Source organism: Bacteroidota bacterium, from assembly GCA_016183775.1.
Classification (GTDB): domain Bacteria; phylum Bacteroidota; class Bacteroidia; order JABDFU01; family JABDFU01; genus JABDFU01.
This window is the reverse complement of sequence record JACPDY010000015.1, coordinates 40,178-60,784: the sequence shown is the minus strand read 5'-3', so window position 1 is coordinate 60,784 and position 20,607 is coordinate 40,178. Positions and strand designations below refer to the sequence as shown.

At 37.4% G+C, this 20,607-nt stretch carries 19 protein-coding genes; 3 read left to right on the top strand and 16 right to left on the bottom strand.

The window, feature by feature from the left end; translation table 11 throughout:
* Nucleotides 1–132 precede the first annotated feature (132 nt).
* Nucleotides 133–645 carry a hypothetical protein gene (locus HYU69_02490; protein MBI2269205.1) on the top strand — a complete coding sequence of 171 codons (513 nt, stop codon included), beginning with the start codon at nt 133–135 and terminating at the stop codon, nt 643–645.
* A 113-nt stretch (nt 646–758) separates the two neighbouring features.
* Here the strand turns inward: HYU69_02490 and HYU69_02485 are convergent, their stop codons facing one another.
* From HYU69_02485 to HYU69_02465, 5 genes are all read right to left on the bottom strand, one after another.
* On the bottom strand, nt 759–3,908 hold the full coding sequence (locus tag HYU69_02485) for a M1 family metallopeptidase (protein ID MBI2269204.1): 3,150 nt from the start codon (nt 3,906–3,908) through the stop codon (nt 759–761).
* 174 nt (nt 3,909–4,082) lie between these two features.
* Nucleotides 4,083–5,003 (bottom strand): YihY/virulence factor BrkB family protein, encoded by a 921-nt coding sequence (locus tag HYU69_02480; protein MBI2269203.1) that lies wholly within the window; start codon nt 5,001–5,003, stop codon nt 4,083–4,085.
* A gap of 73 nt (nt 5,004–5,076) precedes the next feature.
* The gene (locus tag HYU69_02475) at nt 5,077–5,448 is read right to left on the bottom strand and encodes a GxxExxY protein (GenBank protein MBI2269202.1); all 372 of its coding nucleotides are present in this window, start codon (nt 5,446–5,448) and stop codon (nt 5,077–5,079) included.
* A 59-nt stretch (nt 5,449–5,507) separates the two neighbouring features.
* A complete protein-coding gene (nadC, locus tag HYU69_02470; GenBank protein MBI2269201.1) occupies nt 5,508–6,434 on the bottom strand; it encodes a carboxylating nicotinate-nucleotide diphosphorylase in 927 nt (308 codons plus the stop codon).
* Nucleotides 6,427–6,813: a DUF4783 domain-containing protein gene (locus tag HYU69_02465; GenBank protein ID MBI2269200.1), complete on the bottom strand. Its 387-nt coding sequence runs from the start codon at nt 6,811–6,813 to the stop codon at nt 6,427–6,429. Before HYU69_02465 ends, nadC begins: the two co-directional genes overlap by 8 nt.
* A gap of 99 nt (nt 6,814–6,912) precedes the next feature.
* Here HYU69_02465 and rlmH point away from each other — a divergent pair, with 99 nt between their 5' ends.
* Complete coding sequence (rlmH, locus tag HYU69_02460; GenBank protein ID MBI2269199.1) at nt 6,913–7,386, top strand: 23S rRNA (pseudouridine(1915)-N(3))-methyltransferase RlmH; 474 nt, start codon at nt 6,913–6,915, stop codon at nt 7,384–7,386.
* Nucleotides 7,387–7,389: 3 nt separating this feature from the next.
* On the opposite strand, the gene galE is transcribed toward rlmH, so the two are convergent.
* From galE to HYU69_02445, 3 genes are read right to left on the bottom strand one after another with little or no spacing between them, the layout of a single operon-like run.
* Nucleotides 7,390–8,424: a UDP-glucose 4-epimerase GalE gene (gene galE / locus HYU69_02455; protein MBI2269198.1), complete on the bottom strand. Its 1,035-nt coding sequence runs from the start codon at nt 8,422–8,424 to the stop codon at nt 7,390–7,392.
* 9 nt (nt 8,425–8,433) lie between these two features.
* On the bottom strand, nt 8,434–9,513 hold the full coding sequence (locus HYU69_02450) for a glycosyltransferase family 4 protein (GenBank protein MBI2269197.1): 1,080 nt from the start codon (nt 9,511–9,513) through the stop codon (nt 8,434–8,436).
* A gap of 4 nt (nt 9,514–9,517) precedes the next feature.
* Complete coding sequence (locus HYU69_02445) at nt 9,518–10,513, bottom strand: NAD-dependent epimerase/dehydratase family protein (protein ID MBI2269196.1); 996 nt, start codon at nt 10,511–10,513, stop codon at nt 9,518–9,520.
* A 98-nt stretch (nt 10,514–10,611) separates the two neighbouring features.
* Between HYU69_02445 and HYU69_02440 the strand changes: the two genes are divergently transcribed.
* A complete protein-coding gene (locus HYU69_02440; GenBank protein MBI2269195.1) occupies nt 10,612–11,961 on the top strand; it encodes a hypothetical protein in 1,350 nt (449 codons plus the stop codon).
* A 24-nt stretch (nt 11,962–11,985) separates the two neighbouring features.
* Here HYU69_02440 and HYU69_02435 read toward each other — a convergent pair whose 3' ends face one another.
* The 8 genes from HYU69_02435 to HYU69_02400 form a co-directional block, all read right to left on the bottom strand.
* Complete coding sequence (locus tag HYU69_02435) at nt 11,986–12,987, bottom strand: glycosyltransferase (GenBank protein ID MBI2269194.1); 1,002 nt, start codon at nt 12,985–12,987, stop codon at nt 11,986–11,988.
* The gene (locus tag HYU69_02430; GenBank protein ID MBI2269193.1) at nt 12,984–15,458 is read right to left on the bottom strand and encodes a hypothetical protein; all 2,475 of its coding nucleotides are present in this window, start codon (nt 15,456–15,458) and stop codon (nt 12,984–12,986) included. Before HYU69_02430 ends, HYU69_02435 begins: the two co-directional genes overlap by 4 nt.
* Complete coding sequence (locus tag HYU69_02425) at nt 15,451–16,341, bottom strand: glycosyltransferase family 2 protein (GenBank protein MBI2269192.1); 891 nt, start codon at nt 16,339–16,341, stop codon at nt 15,451–15,453. Before HYU69_02425 ends, HYU69_02430 begins: the two co-directional genes overlap by 8 nt.
* Before the next feature lie 7 nt (nt 16,342–16,348).
* Nucleotides 16,349–17,110: an imidazole glycerol phosphate synthase subunit HisF gene (gene hisF / locus HYU69_02420; protein MBI2269191.1), complete on the bottom strand. Its 762-nt coding sequence runs from the start codon at nt 17,108–17,110 to the stop codon at nt 16,349–16,351.
* A gap of 2 nt (nt 17,111–17,112) precedes the next feature.
* Nucleotides 17,113–17,736 (bottom strand): imidazole glycerol phosphate synthase subunit HisH, encoded by a 624-nt coding sequence (gene hisH, locus HYU69_02415; GenBank protein MBI2269190.1) that lies wholly within the window; start codon nt 17,734–17,736, stop codon nt 17,113–17,115.
* Between the two features lie 6 nt (nt 17,737–17,742).
* Complete coding sequence (locus tag HYU69_02410; GenBank protein ID MBI2269189.1) at nt 17,743–18,864, bottom strand: N-acetyl sugar amidotransferase; 1,122 nt, start codon at nt 18,862–18,864, stop codon at nt 17,743–17,745.
* 8 nt (nt 18,865–18,872) lie between these two features.
* A complete protein-coding gene (locus HYU69_02405; GenBank protein MBI2269188.1) occupies nt 18,873–19,550 on the bottom strand; it encodes a transglutaminase domain-containing protein in 678 nt (225 codons plus the stop codon).
* An 80-nt stretch (nt 19,551–19,630) separates the two neighbouring features.
* The gene (locus HYU69_02400; protein ID MBI2269187.1) at nt 19,631–20,578 is read right to left on the bottom strand and encodes a hypothetical protein; all 948 of its coding nucleotides are present in this window, start codon (nt 20,576–20,578) and stop codon (nt 19,631–19,633) included.
* Between the last annotated feature and the right edge of the window lie 29 nt (nt 20,579–20,607).

Sequence of the window (20,607 nt, the reverse complement as noted above, 5' to 3'; positions counted from 1 at the left end):
TTTACAGGTTAAGCACCAACCGTTGTTACCAAACATACAAGCAATTGTGTGTGGGAGTACGAAGATGAAAATTTACGCTCTTAACCTGTTCTTAAAAAATTGAATATCAATGCTTAACTAAATTATATACAGATGAAAACGCTAAAGCTTCTCACATTTTTTGTATCAATATCCTTATTAATTACCTCTTGCACTAAACCGAAAGATGGGGCAGCCGGTACAAACGGCACGAACGGTATAAATGGCAATGCCAATGTGAAAAGCACAATATTCACAGTTACAACCTGGAGTAATTTTCCTAAATATTATTATGTTTATATAAACGATCCTAATATAACAGCCGCGATTATGGATTCAGGTGCAATTGAGGTGTTTTGGAGTATTGATAATGGTACAACGTGGAACCCAACACCTTGGCCAACCAATTCGACCGGTTACGTTTTGGTTCAACAAGCATCGTTGGGAAAAGTTACTGTATACTGGACACATAGTTCAGGAGCTTTAAATCAGGATTTTAACACTTATTGGGCAGTGTCTTCTTGTAAATTTAAAGTTGTATGTATAGCGGCATCCGCTATGAAACAGCATCCAACCACCAATTGGCATAATTATGCTGAAGCTCAAAAAGCTTTGGGTTTTGATTGATAGTTGTCTTATCTGTTGAAAATAGAGCGCTGGTTGTCATTATCAAAACGATCAGCGTTTTTTTTACAAGTGTTTTTTAATTCAACATTCTTCATTCATAATTTATAATTTTCCTAAAACGCCCTGCTAACCCCAATCACCCATCTGAAGGCAAAGAACTCCGGTGCGAGGGCAGGGGTACGGTTTAAAAACAGGGGCATGTCAAAACGGACAGTTAGTGGTTCAACAGTTTGCAGCGGGCCAAACCTTTTAATTGTAAGTGCCGCACCAACACCTGCATCCGCACGTATATTGCCAAGCACAATATATTCAGTCGGAGTGTTAATGTTAATTACACCAACATCACCAAAAAGATAGGTGGAGAGTTTCAGCCAATTTCTGAACAATTTAGGTTGAAATTTTATAAGGTCGCTGAAATCCAGCTCGGCGTTAACTGCCGCTCCTGAAGTGCCTTTATAGCTCATCACGAGGTTGCCATTAGCATCTGTTTCCGGTGCGAGATATCCGGCATAGCCTCTTAAATTCAATCCTCCTCCGTGAGTGAAATTGTTTGTAGTGGTTCCGAAAGTTGCCAGTGATGGTTCGAAGAAGCCCTGAGAGCGGGTGAATTTATTTTCCATCATTTCTTCAGGGTTAGCTCCCGCTAAAAACAGCGATGATTCCGGGGCCCATTTACTTCCTGTTCCATATTGAATAAAGGTACGTGTGTTAAAACTTACTTTTTTGGCGATCTTGTTTTTATTTATAACAGTGAGTGACACCGCTGCATAGTCGTAACTGCTTTCTAATGCAGATGAGCGCATGTTTAAATTAATGGTGCCGGTCCCGAACTTATAATAGTAAATATGGTCGATACCGATGTTAAGGGTGTTATTATAATCTTTCACACTCCATTCACCAGGCAGTAGAAGATAATTAAGTGAATGCCTGTCTTTCCTGTACATCGATTTAAAGAACATATAAACTTTATTCCGGCCTGAAATATCTCTTCTGTCAAAACCAGCCACATAAGCATTTAGCCCGTCAAGTATTTTGGCAGAAAGATATACTGCCGAGCCTTTCATGAACTTATCGGTTGCAGTACGGTAATTGATCCTGAAATTCAGGTCGTCAAACTTATTGATATACGCGTCTTTCGACAGGTTATTTTGTACCAGGCCGGTATTGAGCCATAAAGTAGCGTCAAAAATGTGATGATAATTCATGTAATTACCATTTACATGCCAGCCTGCTTTAAGCCCATCATAGCCGTTATACCATAAGTCAGGCCTGTAAAAAAGCCGGTAGCTGGTCCAGTCGGCCGGGTTGTAGATCTTTGAATCGAAATCCATTTTTATGGGTAAGTGTGCACCATTATCAAGCATGTACGCATCCGCCAAGCGCGCACTAGGGTCGATCACCACATTATTTATTTTGCCTGGAACTTTGATCTTCGCTTCATAAGTTGGTTTTAGCTTATCCCAGCCGATCCATCGCGGCAGAATGGTTGCATCCGTCTTTTTAACAAACCAATTGTTCGGGATATGATATTTATATTCTACGGAGTCTGTTATCACGCTAAAGTCGATTGGCATTTGCATCCGGCCTTTACGTTTGAATGTAATGATATGCTCGCCTGCTTCTTTTCCACTTTTTACACACTGTACTTTATAGTCAATTGTCTTGGCTGTTTCAAACCATTGATCAAAGAACCAGTTGAGATCAACATGTGTAAAATTAATGATGGAACTTCTGAAATCTTCAATATAAGGGTGACAAACTTTCCATTGACTGAAATAGTGTTGCATGGCTGCCAGGAATAAACTATCTCCCAAAACATATTGCAGGTTGTATAACATGGTAGCTGTTTTATAATAAACCTGCCTGTAGCCTCCATCATGTCGTACCCCCCCGTTAAACTCATCGGAATGTGTGTTTAAGGTAGTTTCGGCACCTTTAACAGCATCATTCATATATCCGTTGTAGCCCCTCGTAAATCGTATCAGATCAGGTTCAAGATACTTTTCTACATATTTTGACCTTGGCGGGTTTTGTAGAAGGTATTTGCCATCAATTTTTTCATACGCCCAGCAGGTGAGGAATTGGGTAAATCCTTCATCGAGTGCCGCACGATATGTTTCATTGCTTCCAACCATGCCAAAAAACCAGTTGTGGCCTATTTCATGTGCCAGCAGGGATCGGTAATCGGGGTCTGAGCCGCCATCGAGTGTAAGCATTGGATATTCCATTCCATCCTGTGCATCAGCAACCACCATTTTCGGATAGATATATAAACCAAAATCTTCTGAGTATACCTTTATCACTTTTGCGGCATAGGAAGCCGCATTTTGCCAACGTGAAGCGTGAGGTTCCTGCACGATTGAGATACATTTTATACTGTTCCATTCTACTTCACCAATCCGGTATGTAGGATCAGCGGTAGCGGCAAAATCATGTACATTTTCGGCATAATAGTTCCATGTTTTGGTGCTGCCGTCAGGTTTAATTATCTCAGAGGGCTTTTCATTCCAGGGTTTGGTACTGAAATTTTTAATGTCGAGTTTGTTTCGTAATTCCTGGGGCATTACCTCTTCTTTATTTTGTAATACTCCCGTCGCTTCAACAATGTAATTGTTAGGGAATGTCAGCTGAACATCGTAGTTTCCATAATCACCATAAAATTCATGATCCATATGCTGTTGCGTATCCCAGCCGAACTTGCGGTCGTACACCGAAATACGGGGATACCAATGTACCAGGTCGAAGTGTTTATACCCGAATGCATAAAATTGCTTCATCCTATTTCGGATACTTCCATTGTCGAAATAAGTTTTAAAGTCGATATTGAATGTAACAAACTGGTTGGGTTTTAAGGGCTGCGGGAGGTAAACTTTAAGGATCGTATTGTCGAGTTCAGTCTTCAGTTCCTGCCCGCCCGCACTTATTTTTGTAATATTAGTACCTAGTTCCTGCTGCTGGTATTTGCCGTACTTAACGGTATTGTTATTGTTCTTATAGAGGTCGGATAAATAAGAATTCTTCACCTGGGCGTTATTGTACAAATGAAAATATACGTAACTCAACTCATCCGGTGAATTATTCCAGTAAGTCAATTCTTCACTGCCATCAACAATGTTTGTTTTATCATCAACACTTGCTTTGATCTTATAGTAAACATCCTGCTGCCAATAGCCTTCAAAGGGTTTCCGGTTTTTCCAGTATTGAGGATTGTCAACGCTGCGAAACAGCTTAGAATTACTGTTTGAGTTTTCTGATTGGGCCATGACAGGTAGCACTCCCCTGCATAGAAGGGCTATCAATATTATAAACAGGTGCTTTTGCATGACAGTTAAATAGGGTAGTGAAAGTACAAAAATGTATCTAAACTCCGGAAATATTATGATAAGCGGTTTTTAGATATTTTCACCAATCCCGCAGTATCAAACAGCAGAATTAATTTAGGAGATGTGTGATCGTGTTTTTTTCGCAGAGTGTATACTTACATTCAGTTCGAAGCCCAGCAGCAGTACAATAGAATTAAAATAGATCCACAGCAGAACAATTATCAATGTTCCGATGGAGCCATATAGCTTGTTGTAAGTGCCAAAGTTATTGACGTAATAGGCGAATCCCAATGAAGTAAGTAATGCCAGTATGGTTGAAAAAGTTGAGCCGGCGGAAACGAATTTCCATCTTATTTTTTTTACGGGGCCCAGGTAATAAATAAATGAAATAATACAGAAAAACAAAAGAAAGACGATTGCAAAACGGCCAAACAGGATGAGATAATAGGAGGCCCGGCCCAGCGGAAATTTTACAAGTATTAACTGGCTGTATATGATCAATGCAATGGCAACAATAAGGAGGGTGGTAGTTATTAGCACAAGCGCTAATGCTATTAGCTGCTGCTTGATAGCACTCCGCGTCTCAATCTGATGATAAGTGTTGTTAAATCCTTCTATCATGGCGTTAAAACCATTCGTTGAAAAATATAATGCACTTATAAAGCCGATCGACAATAAACCGCCATGTTGATTTTTGATAATATCTACAATTGTCCCCTCTGCCGCCTCAAACGCGGCTTTGGGCATTACTTCCTTCAGTAATTCAAATAAGGTGACCTGGAAATTATCAATTGGTACGTAAGGGATAAGTGTAAAAAGGAAGATGATTGACGGGAATACTGCTAAAAAAAAATTGAAAGCCAATGAGGATGCACGTGTGGTTATTGCACCTTTCTGAAGTCCTTTAAAAAAGAACAGTAAAACATCATATAAGGGCAATCCTTCAAAGCCAGGTAAAATTATGCGTCGGCTGATTTTTATAAATGAAGCCACTAGCTTAGACTTAGCTATTTTATGCAGGAAGTTACCGGCCATTGATATAGATCATTTGGAAACTTGATTTTTATTACACAGAGTGCCACAGAGAAGACACAGAGGTTCACTGAGGTTAAAGTTTATACCTTTTGAGCCCATTTTTTAGTAATGTGACATTAAAATTAATAAGAAGGCCAATGCTTTTTTTGGAAAATTTCATATAGGTAAGTATCTGCGCCTCATGCACTGGATTGAAAGCATCCACCGTTTTCAATTCAATAACTACAATGTTTTCAACTAAAATGTCAATTCTGTACCCACAATCTAATTTTATTTCCTTAAAAACAACGGGTACAGCTTTCTGTCTTTCAATTGTCAAACCTGCATTTGTTAATTCAAAGGCAAGACATTCTTCATAAGCCGATTCCAATAGACCGGGACCAAGATATTTATGAACCTCAATAGCACATCCGATAATTTTTTCTGTGATTTGATTTAGTTCCATTTTTTTTCTCTGTGTGGCTCTGTGTCTTCTCTGTGAAACTCCGTGTAATTTTTTAATTGTTACGCATAAGATTTAAGACTCAGATCAAGACTTTTTACACTATGAGTCAAAGCACCGATTGAAATATAATCAACTCCGCAAAGTGCATAGTTGCGGATATTTTTTTCGGTAATACCTCCTGATGCTTCTGTTTCGTATTTTCTGTTTATTAATTTAACGGCTCTTTTCAGGTCGGAAATTGGAAAATTATCAAGCATGATACGCTGTACTTTCCCAGCTGTAAGTATTTGCTTTACCTCAGTCATGTTGCGGGCTTCAATCTCTATTTTAAGTTTTTTCTTTTTTTGATACTTGTTTGCAGCTTCAATAGCCTTTTCAATACCGCCTGCAAAATCTATATGATTGTCTTTTATTAAAATCATATCATAAAGGCCAAAACGGTGATTGCTTCCTCCTCCGATCTTTACGGCCCATTTTTCGAGGAAGCGAAGGCCGGGTGTTGTTTTTCGGGTATCAATAACTTTTGCTTTAGTTCCTTTGCAGAGTTGTACCAGTTTGTTTGTTTTGGTCGCGATGCCGCTCATACGCTGCATACAATTCAAGATAAGGCGTTCAGCTTTTAATATTGATCTCGCAGAGCCTTCAATTGTAAAAGCGACATCTCCCGGTTTTACCGTGGAACCATCTTTTATAAGTTGCCTGATCCGAAGATTCCGGTCAACTTTTTTTACAATAAACTTTGCCAGTTCAATGCCCGCAATAACACCATTTTCTTTTACCAGCAACCGGGCCTTTCCCTTTACTTTTGCAGGGATGCAGGCAATTGAGGTGTGGTCGCCGTCACCAACATCTTCACGCAGTGAATTTGCAATAAAATCATTAATGTATTTAAGGTTCTTGGGATTATTGAAAGTAAAGATATTTCTCTCTTTGTTTGTCCTGAGTGAAGTCAAAGGAAGAAGAGCAGGAGAGGCGCTTTCACTCATTTTCTGGTTCAATACGGAATTGTTGTATCTGGAGTTTTTCAGCCGATTTTTTCAAAAGAAAATAAATCCTGTATTTGCCGTTGGTGGTTTCCAATGTGCCAATGGCAAACTGCGAATCATTCTTAGAGCTTTTATGAGCTATACTGAACGATTTAACCGGGTGTTTTGTGAAAAAGTCTTTTACAATAAGTTCAGCCTGTGCTTTGCTGTATACATCTTCCTGATCGAGCACTTTCAAATCCACATTATCTGTAAACCAGGCCGCTATAGCCTTACTGTTTCCCGCTTTAATAGCATTTGCTATATCATCATTGATATCAAAGGCAAACGATGTTTTAAGCCCAATCAGCAAACAGGTTATGAATAATTTGAGGTTCATTTAATATGTTTTAACCAATTAATCAATAATTAAGCCAAAAATAATAGAATTAAGCGAAAATATGCTTTTTTTGTAGAGTATATTAACAGGTTGTTCACAATGAAGATCAGGCTTATTGTAATTTCTCCTACCGATTCCGCCTATTTAAAGGAAGGAATAAGCGGCTATATCAGCCGTCTAAAGCATTATGTAACCTTCGAGTATGTGGAGCTGCCAGCTGTAAAGCGATCGGGAAATTTTACATCTGCTGAGGTTAAAAAGAAAGAAGGGGAGGAATTGCTTAAACACGTTGATCCTTCATCAATACTTATACTTTTAGATGAGAAAGGCAAAGAATATACATCAACCGACTTTTCTAAGTTTATCCAGAAACAGATGAATTCGGGAGTTAAAACAATTGTATTTTTTGTGGGTGGTCCTTTTGGTTTCCCGGAAGAGGTTTATAAAAAGGCCAACTATAAATTAGCACTTTCACAAATGACCTTTTCACATCAAATGGTGAGGTTGTTTTTTGTGGAGCAGCTCTACAGAGCTTTCACTATTATTAAAGGTGAATCGTATCATCACGAATGATATTTATTTTTCTTTTAACAGATATTGTTCCCACTTCCAGGCCGTTTCCATCATGGATTCGATGGAATGTTTGGGTTTCCATTTCAGCAAATTCAGCGCCTTAGAGCTGTCAGAATAAATAGCGGCCACATCGCCTGCGCGGCGGCGAGCGATCTTGTAATTCAATTTTTGTTTTGAAATTTTTTCAAAGGCACTTATGGCTTCAAGTACGGTTATTCCGTTGCCTGTGCCCAGGTTAAATAATGAATAGTTTGCATCCTGCATTCCTTCATTCAGAAATTTCAATGCTTTCACATGCGCATCAGCAATATCACTTACATGAACGTAGTCCCGTATGCAGCTGCCATCGCGGGTTTTGTAATCATCACCATATACACTCATTTCTTTTATCTTGCCAATGGCGGTTTGTGTTATTATTGGCACAAGGTTATTTGGCCGGTTAGCCGGTATTTCTCCTATTTGTCCCGTTATGTGTGCTCCAACAGGGTTGAAGTAGCGGAGTGATGTGGCTTTTGCTTTCAGGTTGATCTTCAGAAAGTCCTGGATGATACGCTCTCCGACAATTTTGGTATAACCATAAGGAGATTCGATGATGCCGATAGGCGTATTTTCATTTACAGGTAATTTGTCGGAATTGCCATATACCGAGCAGGAAGAGGAGAAGATAAGATCACGCGTGTGAAACTCCTTCATGCATTCGAGAATATTAAGCAGGGAGTTGACATTGTTGCGGTAATAAAGCAGGGGTTGTTCAACAGATTCGGGAACTGATTTTAACGCGGCAAAATGAATGATACCTGTTATGGAGGGATTTTCGGTGAATATTTTTTTTGTCAGAGCAGAATCACACAGGTCAACTTTATAATGTTTGACATCAGCCCCCGTTATTTTTTTTATGCGTTCATATGTTTTTTCGGAGGAGTTGCTGTAATTGTCGGCAGAAATTACAGTATATCCTTCGTTGATCAGCTCAATTATAGTATGTGAGCCTATATAGCCGGCGCCGCCGGTGACGAGGATTGTATTCAACTTTTGCATTATTTTTTATTAAGAGATTATTTTTTGAAACAGTGCAAGATATTTTTCTTTATTTGCATTAACCGAATATTTTTCTAAAACCGTTTTTCTGCCGGCCTGCCCAAGTTTTTTGCGGAGTTCAGGTGATTCGATCAATCGGGAAATTTTTTCTACCCATTCATCTTCTGTGCGGGCAAGAAATCCATTAATACCATCTTGTATTATTTCTGTATTTACACCAACAGGCGACATGATTGTTGGTATTTCAATCGACATGTATTGCAATCCTTTTAAGCCGCATTTACCTTTGGACCATTTATCGTCAGGTAATGGCATAATTCCAATGTCAAACGTATTTAACTCATCAACTTCATTTTCTTTATTCCAGGCAATGCCCACTACTGACAGATCAGTATTAACATAGTTTTTATCACCTATAACTTTAAATTTTACCTGGTCACCATATTTTTTTTTGATCCTTTTCAGTACAGGAATTGCATGATCATAATGTTTGATTGTTGTGATACTTCCGCTCCAGCCAATACAAATAACTCCTTCAGGTAATCTGGAATACGCTCTATACAGGTCAGTATCTATTGTAGTTGGCATTAATTCCACATTGTTGTTAAATCGCCTGGCATAATCGGCAAGGTATTCGTTGCCTGCAAAAATAACAGTTGAAAGGCTGATTATATTAGCAGTTTTACCTGGATTTTTCATCCAACTGAATTTTTTATTCGCATCTGAAACATCTAATAGCCATATGGAGTCATCAAAATCATAAATTATTTTTTTTCCAAGAAGTCTCCATATTTTTTCAAAAAAAACAGTGCCGGTAACAAAAGCCTCTCTTTGAATAAAAATAATTTCGTACCCGGAGGAGAGCAGAACATCCGACATTCTTTTAAAAAAAGATTTTACAAGTATCAGAAGTTTTGTCCCTATTTTTCCTTTGCTGTAAAAATGACTATCATCGCTTTCTGAGAGAAGAGGTGAGAAATGGTATGAAATGCCTTCCTTTTCCAGGAACTTCAAATACTGTTCGAACCTGAAACGTTGACTGGGAGATCTGTCCTGTCTGTGGGTGGCTACAAATAATATTTTTTTCATTATGTTATTCCAGCCAGACAGGAGGGAGTTTTTCTACGATCTCAATGTTGCTGAATTTTTGACTTTTCCGTGAACCTGATTTAACTGCCCATGCAGCCATTTTCTTTAAGCCCTCAGGTAAGCTTGTTTTTTTCTGGTTGCCAAATAGCTTGTCAGCTTTAGTGTGATCAGCGTAAATGTTTATCACTTCATTTCTCGCTTCGAGGTGCCTGATATTGCCGGTGATGTTCATAGATTTCATTACTTCGCGGGCAAGTTCATTTACCGTATAGCTGGAATCGGCACCGATGTTAATGATCTGGTTATAAGCGGCATTAATGTTTACTGAATTCGCAATTGGCACTGCCACATCGGCAATATAGCTGAATGCCCGTGTTTGATTGCCATCTCCGAAAACAGTAAGTGGAATTCCCTGCATTAACTGGTTCATGAAAATCCCTACAACGTTTCGATATTTGTCACCAATATTCTGGTATTCTCCATAAACATTATGCGGACGGAAAATAATATAGTTCAATCCGAACATTTCATGCGTTACTTTAAGATCCATTTCAATAGCATACTTTGCTATTCCATACGGATCTTCAGGTAAGGGCGTATTGTTTTCAGTTACCGGCGATTTTTGATTTCCATATACGGCAATTGAGGAGGTAAATACAAAACATTTGACCTTATGTTTTACCGATTCATTGATCAGATTTATACTTCCAACAACATTATTCGTATAATTAAAACGTTTTATAAAATGACTCAGCCCTTCGGCTGCGTATGCAGCCAGGTGATATACATAATCAAACCTGTTTTCAGAAAAAATTTCAGAGATGAGTACATGGTCAGTAACAGAGCCCTTAATAAATTCAGCTTTCGGGTTAATGTTTTCAATAAAGCCACCACTAAGGTCATCCAGCACTATGACTTTGTGACCTTGTTTTAACAATTCATTAACTACATGAGCGCCTATGAACCCGGCCCCTCCGGTGACTAGTGAAGTTGGTTGCATGCGAATGCTTTGTAAGATAAAAGTAATAATAATTATTGCAGCATAGGGCTCTGTGACGGATAATTGTTAGATTTATGTATCGGAGGATAAAATAAAGAATGCGGGACTATTATGATATAACGTCGATCTGGGATTTGGTATTAACCCCCTTCTATCTCATTGTCATTTTTATTGTTATCAGGGTGGTCAGGATAAATAAGGGCAATAAGGGGCATTGGAGTTATTTTTCATCAGGTTTATGGGTAAAGGTATTGGGTGCTCTGGCCTTCGGGCTGGTATATGCATTCTACTATTCGGGCAAAACGGCAGATACCCATTATTATTATCACTGTTCATCGATCATGAAGGATCTTTTGTTCAAAAATCCTTCCGGTTTTTTTTCAATAATGTTTGACTGGGATATTACAGATGAGGATATTGTTAACTCCTTTTCAAATACCGATGAAGTTCCTGATTTTATAAACGACTCCTATGCCTTTAATGCAACCAGGTTATACGTGTTAGTCAATATTTTGTCTCTTGACCTGTTTTTTCCAATGTGTATATTAACAGCATTGTTTACCTATTCGGGGATTTGGAAGGCTTATGAAGTATTTGTGAGCGAATTCCCCAATTCTTATAAGAATCTTTCCTGGTCGTTCTTTTTTATTCCATCTGTGTTTTTTTGGGGATCGGGGGTGTTAAAAGATTCCATTACAATTAGTGCTTTAGGATGGTATGTTTATGCTTTTTATTTTGCATTAATAAAAAGGAAGTTCGTTTTTTCAAATAGCATCAAGTTGTTTCTGGCATCTTTTATTTTGGTTATTATAAAGCCTTATATATTGGCTGCAGCACTGCCGGGTTCATTCCTTTGGTTATTTTATGATTACCTGGCCTCCATGAGGAGTAAATTAGCAAAATTTATTTTTTTACCAATAATATCTGTATTGATTTTTTCGGTTAGCTTTTTTGTGCTTGATCAATTGGGTAATGCTTTCGGACAATATTCATTGGATAATGTGTTGAAAAAAGCTGTTTCAACTCAAAATGATTTGAAAAAAGATTATTATGGGGGAAACCATTTTGATATAGGCGATTTTGACGGGACCCTGGGTAACCTTTTGGTAAAAGCTCCTGCCGCTATAAATGCTGCTCTGTTCAGGCCTTATATATGGGAAATTAAGAATTTTGTTATGCTGATTTCCGGGATTGAAAACTTGCTGATAATGGGAGTTGTTATATTTCTTCTTATTCGTCTCAGGTTTATTGGTTTTTTCAGATACATTGGGGCTCATCCACTGATATTGTTTTCGGTCTTTTTCTCTGTTTTCTTTGCATTATCAGTAGGAATATCCATATCAAATTTTGGGGCCCTGGTAAGGTTGAAAATACCGTGTTTGCCTTTTTTGGTTGCCAGTCTTACTCTCATGCTGGGATTCTCTTTAAAGAATAGAATGAAGACATAGCGTGTATATGTTCACTGGAAATTTTTAACCCGCGTAAATATATTTTTTAAAAAATTTAGCCATGAGCTTGTTGCTGTTTGGTGGATATATTATGATCGCTTTAATCAGGTAAATAATCGTTTTATACCAACTTGTCATCAAGTCTATCAAAATAAAACGCGGACTTGATGGCTTAGTTGGTATTATGCCCCGCGTATTTGGCATTCTTGTTAGCGGCTTGGTATTAATTATATTGCCGCCAATAGACCACCATCCACCGGCTAATATTATATACATGTTCGAAAAGCATTTGTTTTTAAATAAATACGATTTGAATAATTTATTGTTTTCTGCTTTCCTGTACACATTATAGTGATCTTTTGAAACAACTCTCATGTCTTTACTCATGCTATTTGTTAACTGCCTGTATTTAAAAAGGGGGGCGGCAATTCGTTTGCCCTCATATCGTGCACTTAAATAGAAGCAGAAATCCTGATCTGCAGCTGTTGAAAACATTGGGTCAAATCTTAGGCCTGTATTTAAACATTTTCTTTTTAGGATAATATTGCTTGACGGCCCGGGTACCACCATTCGATCCCATAGCAGGTAATGTTCCAATATTAATTTGTCGGTCCCGTCAGGAGCCACTATAACATTATTGTTTTCAAATAACAGGAGAGCATCGCTAAATACCCAGTCAATAGTGTCGGGTTGCAATGCCATTATTTTTTTTTCAAGATTCATGGGCAGCCAAACATCATCGGCATCCAGAAAAGCTATATACATGCCTTTTGACAATTCAATCCCTCTGTTTCTTGCAGCTGATACTCCTTTGTTTTTCTGATAATGATATTGTATCCGTTTGTCGCAGAGATAAGGTAAGATAGTTGCAGGGGTATTATCCGTAGAACCATCATCAATAATTAATAATTCCCACTCATTAAATGTTTGTTGTTTTACAGATTGAATCGTTTCTTCAATATACTTTCCTGAATTATATGTCGGAATTATTACGGAAACAACAGGGGAAGAGGGATTAGAGCTCATTTTAAAAATATTTTATCGTCTATCAAACTATTCAGAGCTTTTACAAAGGTCGGATATAAAACAGAAAACCCCCTGTATTCAATACCATATTTCCTGCACCTCATTCTTAACTGCTCTTTGTTTTCTGATAAGATATCCATGATTTTAGGATGAACGTAATTCGCGCTTGAAGCAGACATTCCTTCAACCACCACGCCGATTTTATAGCGTTCAGCATAAAGGTCATCATCGGAAACGCCTCTGCAAACTATGTATGGAATACCAGAAGCGAGGTATTCGCCGGTTTTGATCGGGGAACGGTATATTTGGGAGGGAGTTGAGGGAATACCTACAATGCCAATGTCAGCAGCAAAATAATATTTATGGATAGCATCATGCGTTGATCCGGTGATCGTCAGGTTATTGGAAGAGATTTTATGTTTGATGCATAAATATTCGAGCTCTTTTTTGTCGTTAGGAGTAACAATAAGTATGTAGTATAACGGGTTTAATTTTAAAAGTTCGCCCAGAAATTCAATGATTTCTTCCTTGTAATATAGTCCTCCGAATTTTCCTGTATATAATACAACAGTTGCGTTTTCAGGTATGTTGAGTTCATTTCTTATAAGACTCCTTTCTGCATTTGAAAAATTAAATTTATTTTCATTTACTACACTGGGAATTTTATAAATCATTCCTTTTGCGCCCCACTGGCTTAATGTTTGGATCATTGCGTTGGTGCCAGTACTGATAACCTTAGCCTTTTTGACAGATTTTTTTTCGAGCATGTTAAGAGTTTTGTACTGCAGGCTGCTGTGTTTGTACCTGTTTGCATCTACTTCAAAATCTGAATGGGGTTCAAATTGATATAAATAGTGGTTGAAGCCCAATACCGCTGAGTATAGGTAGGCAAATGAACCGGATACAGAAGCGAGGGATACTATTGAATTATAGTTATTTGATTTCAGCATAATAAGAGCGGGCAGGGGGGATATTAAATCTAAAAATTTGTTCACTATGTTCAGGCCGGGTCTCCATTTGAGGCTTATCCAATGTATATTCAAAAGGGTTAGTTCGTTAAGTATTTCCTGGTTATGTTCTGATGTGTAAAAATCAACTTGATTTTTTTCTTCGTATGTTATGAAGGTGAATTCATATTTGTCTGGCAGCGTTTGGGAAATGGCCCTGATATACAGGTATATGTTTGATTGGATCAATGGGTCAAAAAGAGAATTATACAGGAAGATGATAATTTTGTTCCTTGCAGTTTCAGACCTGTATATAACGGAATATATACTATTGGCAATATTAAAATTGCGGTAATGATTGGCTACATCAATGATCTTTCTCTGGAGGTTTGATCCGGAGGTATTATGAATGAGTTGGTCGATTTCCCTGATCGCTGTTTTATATTCTTCCTGATTAAGTTGGGATAGTACTGCACCAATTTTATGTTTTTTTATTATTTCTGAATCATTCGAAATATTATCGGGAATAATTACAGGCAAGCCCATTGCCCAGTATTCTCCATCTTTAATGGACGTACAGAATCTTTTGGTTGGCACAGGTTTAACAGGATTGATGGCAAAGTCTGCTACAGATAGGTATGAAGGAATTTGTTCATGGTCCACAAATTTAATTGTTATGGAAGAGCTGTTTATGGAAAGCTCCCTGATGTAATTTTTTACAAGTGGTTCAGGTGCACTGGTAAGCAGTATCATCCTGAATTTATCTCCCCAATGGTCTTGTGCAGTCTTTATTATTTCAAAAATTTCCCTTTCCAGGTATATGCCACCTATTTTCCCGGCATATATTCCCACTACTTTCCCTGTCAGTCCAAGTTTATTTCGTATTTCCTCTCTTTTTGAGATAAGTTTGTCATGATCAAATAATCCAAAATCGATGCATGCCGGTTTCGTGAAGAAATTTTTAATTACAACCCCGTATTTATTTTGTCCATAGTTCCGCATACCCGGAGTTGTTCCAATTATATACCTGGCCCGTTTTGTCTGGCACTTTTCAAAAAAGAATAACACTTTATGCTGCAGCGAATTTTTTTTCCATGTACCGTTCTCTACCATGGCTTCGGCATGTGGTTCGTAACTGTCAATTACAAGCTGTTTACGTGATATTACCGACAAGAGGTATCCTATAGCTCCGGCAGGTGTACAAAAGCAATGAATAGTCGATATTTTTTTGAAAAGGCTAATCCAAAGCAAGCTTAACGTTATCGGGATTATTTGTATGAATGCTTTTATCCCGAAATTTATATAGGAATGGGAGAGAAGATAAATTCCTTCTTCACTGAGTTCCTCTTTAATTTTTTGCTTTTCAGGTACTGTTATTTGATGGATGCTACTTTCAAATGTTACAAGATATATTTTAGCTCCTGGTGGTAATTTACTCCTGATGATCCTTAGATATGGCAGTGTATATGTTTGGATAAGCGCATCCTTATAGCTCCAGTATGTGACAACCAATACGTTATTCATTTTTACCGGTTTGTTTAATCAGAGCTTTTGCAATTTTGATAGAATTGGGCGGATAACATAATATACAAAGAGCCACATATTTGATCGTTTTGTATTTATTTTTTTTTATGTATGATCCTCCGAGCATCCAGTACATATTGGAATAACACTTAAGTTTGAAAACGAAAGATGGGAATGAATAATTCACGCTCAGTTTTTTAAAAATATATAAAATGTCTTTTTCCAGCAGGTGAATCCCAGAATGCATGTTGTTTGAATGTAACCTGTAGAGCCATGTTACCTTATTTACTAATCCTATTTGGAACGGTCTGGCATATTGTAAGAAAAAGTCCCAATCGGCAACATTTGATAGGTTAATATCAAAACCTCCTGTTTTATTAAAAGCTGTTCGTGTAACCATAGTTCCTGAAATTCCGGAGTAATGATCATACTTGCCGAGTAAAAGGTGCCTGAATATATTTCCACCTTTGGCATTGGATTGATAGTTTAATTTTTTTGAGTTTTGGTCTATGGTTTGATAGTTCGACTGAACAAATTCAAGTTTGTGCGTCTGTAATTCCTGAATCAGCAACTCCAAATGTTCCGGAACCCATATATCATCGGCATCTAAAAAGGCTATATAAATTCCGGTTGAGTTCGTCGCGCCTGCGTTCCTGGCTGCAGAAACTCCCTGGTTTGCTTGTTTGATTAATCTTATTCTCTTGTCAGATTTGGTTAACTCTTTAACTATGCCAGATGTTGAGTCTTTTGAACCATCATCCACAACAATACATTCAAAATTTTTATAGGTTTGATTTAATACGGAGTCAATCGTTTCTTTAATGAACAACTCCGCGTTATATGCAGGTATTACAATCGATACTAAATGGTTGCTTATGTGCATATGCGTTTTAACTGAATAAGCTTGTCGATTTAGCTTTATCGGGATAATTTATTAGTACACCCTTGTTCACTCCATGATAAACAAACATACTGCCAACACCTATTCCATTCGCATTTCCGGAAGAGTAGACTTCTTTTAAATGTGACAGTGAGCCGGCGCCGCCTAAAGCTATTATCGGAATTTTTACGGCATCGGCTATTTTCTTCGTTAATTTAATATCGTATCCGTTCATCATTCCATCGTTGTCAATTGATTGTATGATAAGCTCGCCGGCTCCTTTTTCTTCCATCAATTGAGCAAACTCAACAGGGTCGTAGTTGGTGGATTCGGTGCCGGAATAAATCCAGGTGCGGTCTTTTCCTAAAATTTTTTTCTTAACATCAATACATACAATAATTGTAGAACTTCCGAAGTTTTCTGAAGCTTGTAAAATGAAATCAGGGTTTCTGGCAGCATGAGTATTTATGACTACGCGTTCAGCTCCGGCTAAAATGATTTGCCGGATGGTTTCAAGACTATTGATCCCTCCGCCCACAGAAAATGGCATATTGCTCTCTCCTCCAATATTTTTTACAAATTCAGGTGAAATAGTTCTGTTTTCCTTTCCCGCCGTAATATCTAAAAATGTCAGTTCGTCAGCCTTTAGATCATTAAATATTTTTACTGCATTAATTGGGTCGCCAATGTATTTATGGTTTTTAAATCGCACCGATTTTACCAGGCCATTATTACTGAGCAACAGTACAGGTATGATCCGTGGTCTGAACATGGTTATATACGTGCAAAATTTTTAAAAAGTGTTGAGCCGGCATCATGACTTTTCTCAGGATGATACTGAACTCCAAATATATTCTCTTTCTCTATCGCTGATATAAATTGATATTCGTATTCGGTCGCATTAAGGATATCATCCTGGTTGTTAGCAATAAAGTGGTAAGAATGAACAAAATAGAATTCAGTTCCGTCTTTTATCTCTTTCATTAACACGCTGTTTTTTTTAATGTTCACCTGGTTCCATCCTATATGTGGAATTTTATATTTTCCGTAATTACTGATGTTGAATTTTACTACCTGTGAATCAAACCATCCAAATCCGGCACAACTTCCTTCTTCGCTGCTTTGTGCCATTAGCTGCATACCCAGGCAGATTCCCAGGATAGGCTTGCCTTTTATTTTAACGGCTTCGTTTATCGTATCGTATAGGTTCTTTTTTTTTAAACTATCTATTGCTTTGCCAAAATGACCAACACCTGGCAATATAATTTTATCGGCTTCGTTGATAAAATCTGGTGAAGAGGTTATTTCAGAATTTATATTAAGCCAGTCAAGTTTCTTTTTAACGGAGCACAGGTTACCCATTCCCATATCGACAATAGCTATTTTTCCTGATTCCATAAATAATCAACTGCTATATAATGAACCTAGCTTTTTGTATGTAGTGTAAATGAAATTCAGAAATTTTTCCTCATTAGGATAATCAAGATAAGTTTTTGGCGGCAGTTCCATAATTTTATTAAACTCATCGGTGCTAATGCCCAGTTTTTTACATACATAGATCATATCCTCTTTTGATTTCTCTTCTGAGTATGGCTTTTCTTTTAGCTGTTCAAGCGCATTGTCGCGGGTTATTTCACCATTTATTATCTGCATAGAGAGTGTTATTTTCCTGTAGTCGACATTAAACTTATTCGGGAGAATGTATCCCTGAACAAAGCGTGTATAGATGGATTCGTAGTGTTTTCCCCCATAATATTTCCATGTAAACTCCTTTTCAAGCAGTTGTTGTGATTCTTTCTTGGAGTAATTAACGTAGTTTAACGGATACACAATACGGATTCCCTTTACAAGTTTGTAATAAAACTCCATTTTCCAGTTGAAGAAGGGATATGTTTTAAGCGGCTTTGAGCCGAATATTTTTTGGATTGCGCGTATATATTTTGAGTCTTTTGCATTGTATTGAAAAAATTTCGGCAGAAATCCTTCGGTTGCATAGTTACCGCCGCTGATAATGTATTTTATTCCGTATTGAACAGCGGTTTTATGGAGTGAGCCTATAATTGCACAATCGGTAGGATTTTCCATATCCGGAACAGAGGCTTTTAAGAAGGATAACTGGAGATCTCTGAACTCTTCCCAGTCTAAAACAAAACTTTCATATTCAAACCCAAGCTTATCAATAACATACTTAATATTTTTTACGGATGTATCCGAATCCCATCCGTTATCAAGATGCATTGTAAGTACTCTTAAGCCATTCTTTTTTGCCAGGTATGCTGCATAACAACTGTCAACTCCGCCGCTAATACCAATCAGGCAATCATAACGTTTACCTTTTCCACTTTCTTTTATTTTATTAAATATGCTGTTCAGTTTTTTGTCGCTTTGTTCACCCTGGTAAGCTCTTTTCGATGTTTTATTTATATATTCAGAACAATGATTACAATATCCGTTTTCATCAAAAAAAGTGCCGGGCCGAGCATCATCCATAATGCATCTCTTACATAATTTCAAACTGGGAATCATCTTGGCTTTTATTTATGGACTGTGACAGAAATTTTAGCGAATTTTTTTTCAATGAAATATACACCTATGAATAAACCGGCAATTACAGCCGCTTTGATAAGAAAAATACTTTCAAAGAAATAAACAACTGAGTGGGGCAGATAAATCTTTTTTTTGTTTTTCAGGAATGAATTGAATTCGAAGAAACGTATGCGGTGATAATCAAGCCATTCATTTGTTTCGTCTGTATTTTTAAGTAATTTGAAATCCGGGGAGGGTATTTTTCCTATCATATCGCCGGTCATTTCAATGAATGGGTCATTATGGGCATCAATCAAATACCATTTTCCGTCAATTTTACATTCTGTGAGTACGTGCTGCCATTGTTCACCATACAGATAAAAACGCCTGGCCGGTATGCCAACCTGGTCTAATAATTTGATCATTACACGTACATTTTCTCCGCAAAATCCTTTTCCGGATTTCAGCGTCTCTATTTCACTGGCTCTTAAAATAGGCCTGTCCATATTCACATCCAGGCCTTCAAAGCCTATATGAGACTTAACATAAGCGTGAATTTTTTTTACTCTTGTGATCTCATCCAGTTTCCTGGCTTCATCAAGAGAGGTGTTAAATATCTTTTCGTCTGTTTTTTTTAATTCGTACTGGTTGTATATATGATGGCCTAAGCAGTATATAAATAACAACCCCAGAATCAATTTAATGCTTACAAACAGAAGTTTTTTTAATTGCATAATAGTGAGAAAGATCAAAAAATAAAATAACGTTAATAATTTTTAAAGGCAGTTTCAATTTCTTCTTTTTTAAGATTTATTTTAGGAATGTTTAGATGACATTCTTCAAATTCTTCGGTAATTTTTTCTCCCGCACTGTATTTTTTTATCCACTTTTTGGCAGTATCATTTATATCGTTCCTGGATATAAATGAGTTTATAAAAGTATAGTCATCGAAACCTGTTTTCTGGGCAAAAGCAAGCATGTTCCTGATGAAGTTTTCGTTTGTGCCCTCCGGATAGTGCAGCCTTTCCCGGAGCGCTTTCACTTTTGAATTTTCGATGTAAAAGTCGAAATATTCAACATAATTAATTCCTAATATTCTTTTTAAGCCAAGCAGATTGATTAAGTGGGATAAAGTGGTTTTGTATTTTTTTAAAAACGAAAATTGTTTTAGAGACTCTGTAAGTTGTTTTTTTTCATTACTCCACAAAGCAATAGTTACCGATGTTTCAGTAGGGTAAAATACTACATGGGGAGTCCAGGAATCAACGAATTCAATGTTATAAAGTGGGTTATAATAAAACCGGTCAACTTCCATTTTTGTTTCGTGCGTTTGTTTGTTGATCTCAAACCCTTTTTTAAAAACAAAAGCACTATAACCGGGACCTAACGCTGACACAGTTGTGAGCAGCATTCCTCCGTGATGGTGTATGCTTTGGAAGGTTACATCCGCTGCCTTATCGGGAAGTGCAGGAAATATGTTAACGACGATATGAAAATCGGATGTTACAACTACATCAAACATCAATGTGTTATACAACCTTTTTCTATTCCAATAGCCGGGTTGTGAAAAGTTATGGCGGATCACATCATGCATAAAGCTTTTATCCCTGGACATTTCAAGTAGTATTGGAGCAGCCAGTTTATGGGCTTTATACCGGTTTGCCGTACCGGCGAAAACGGAAACAATCTTTTTGATATAAGGATAATCCTTCACTTGAAAATTAAATGATAAATATTAAAACA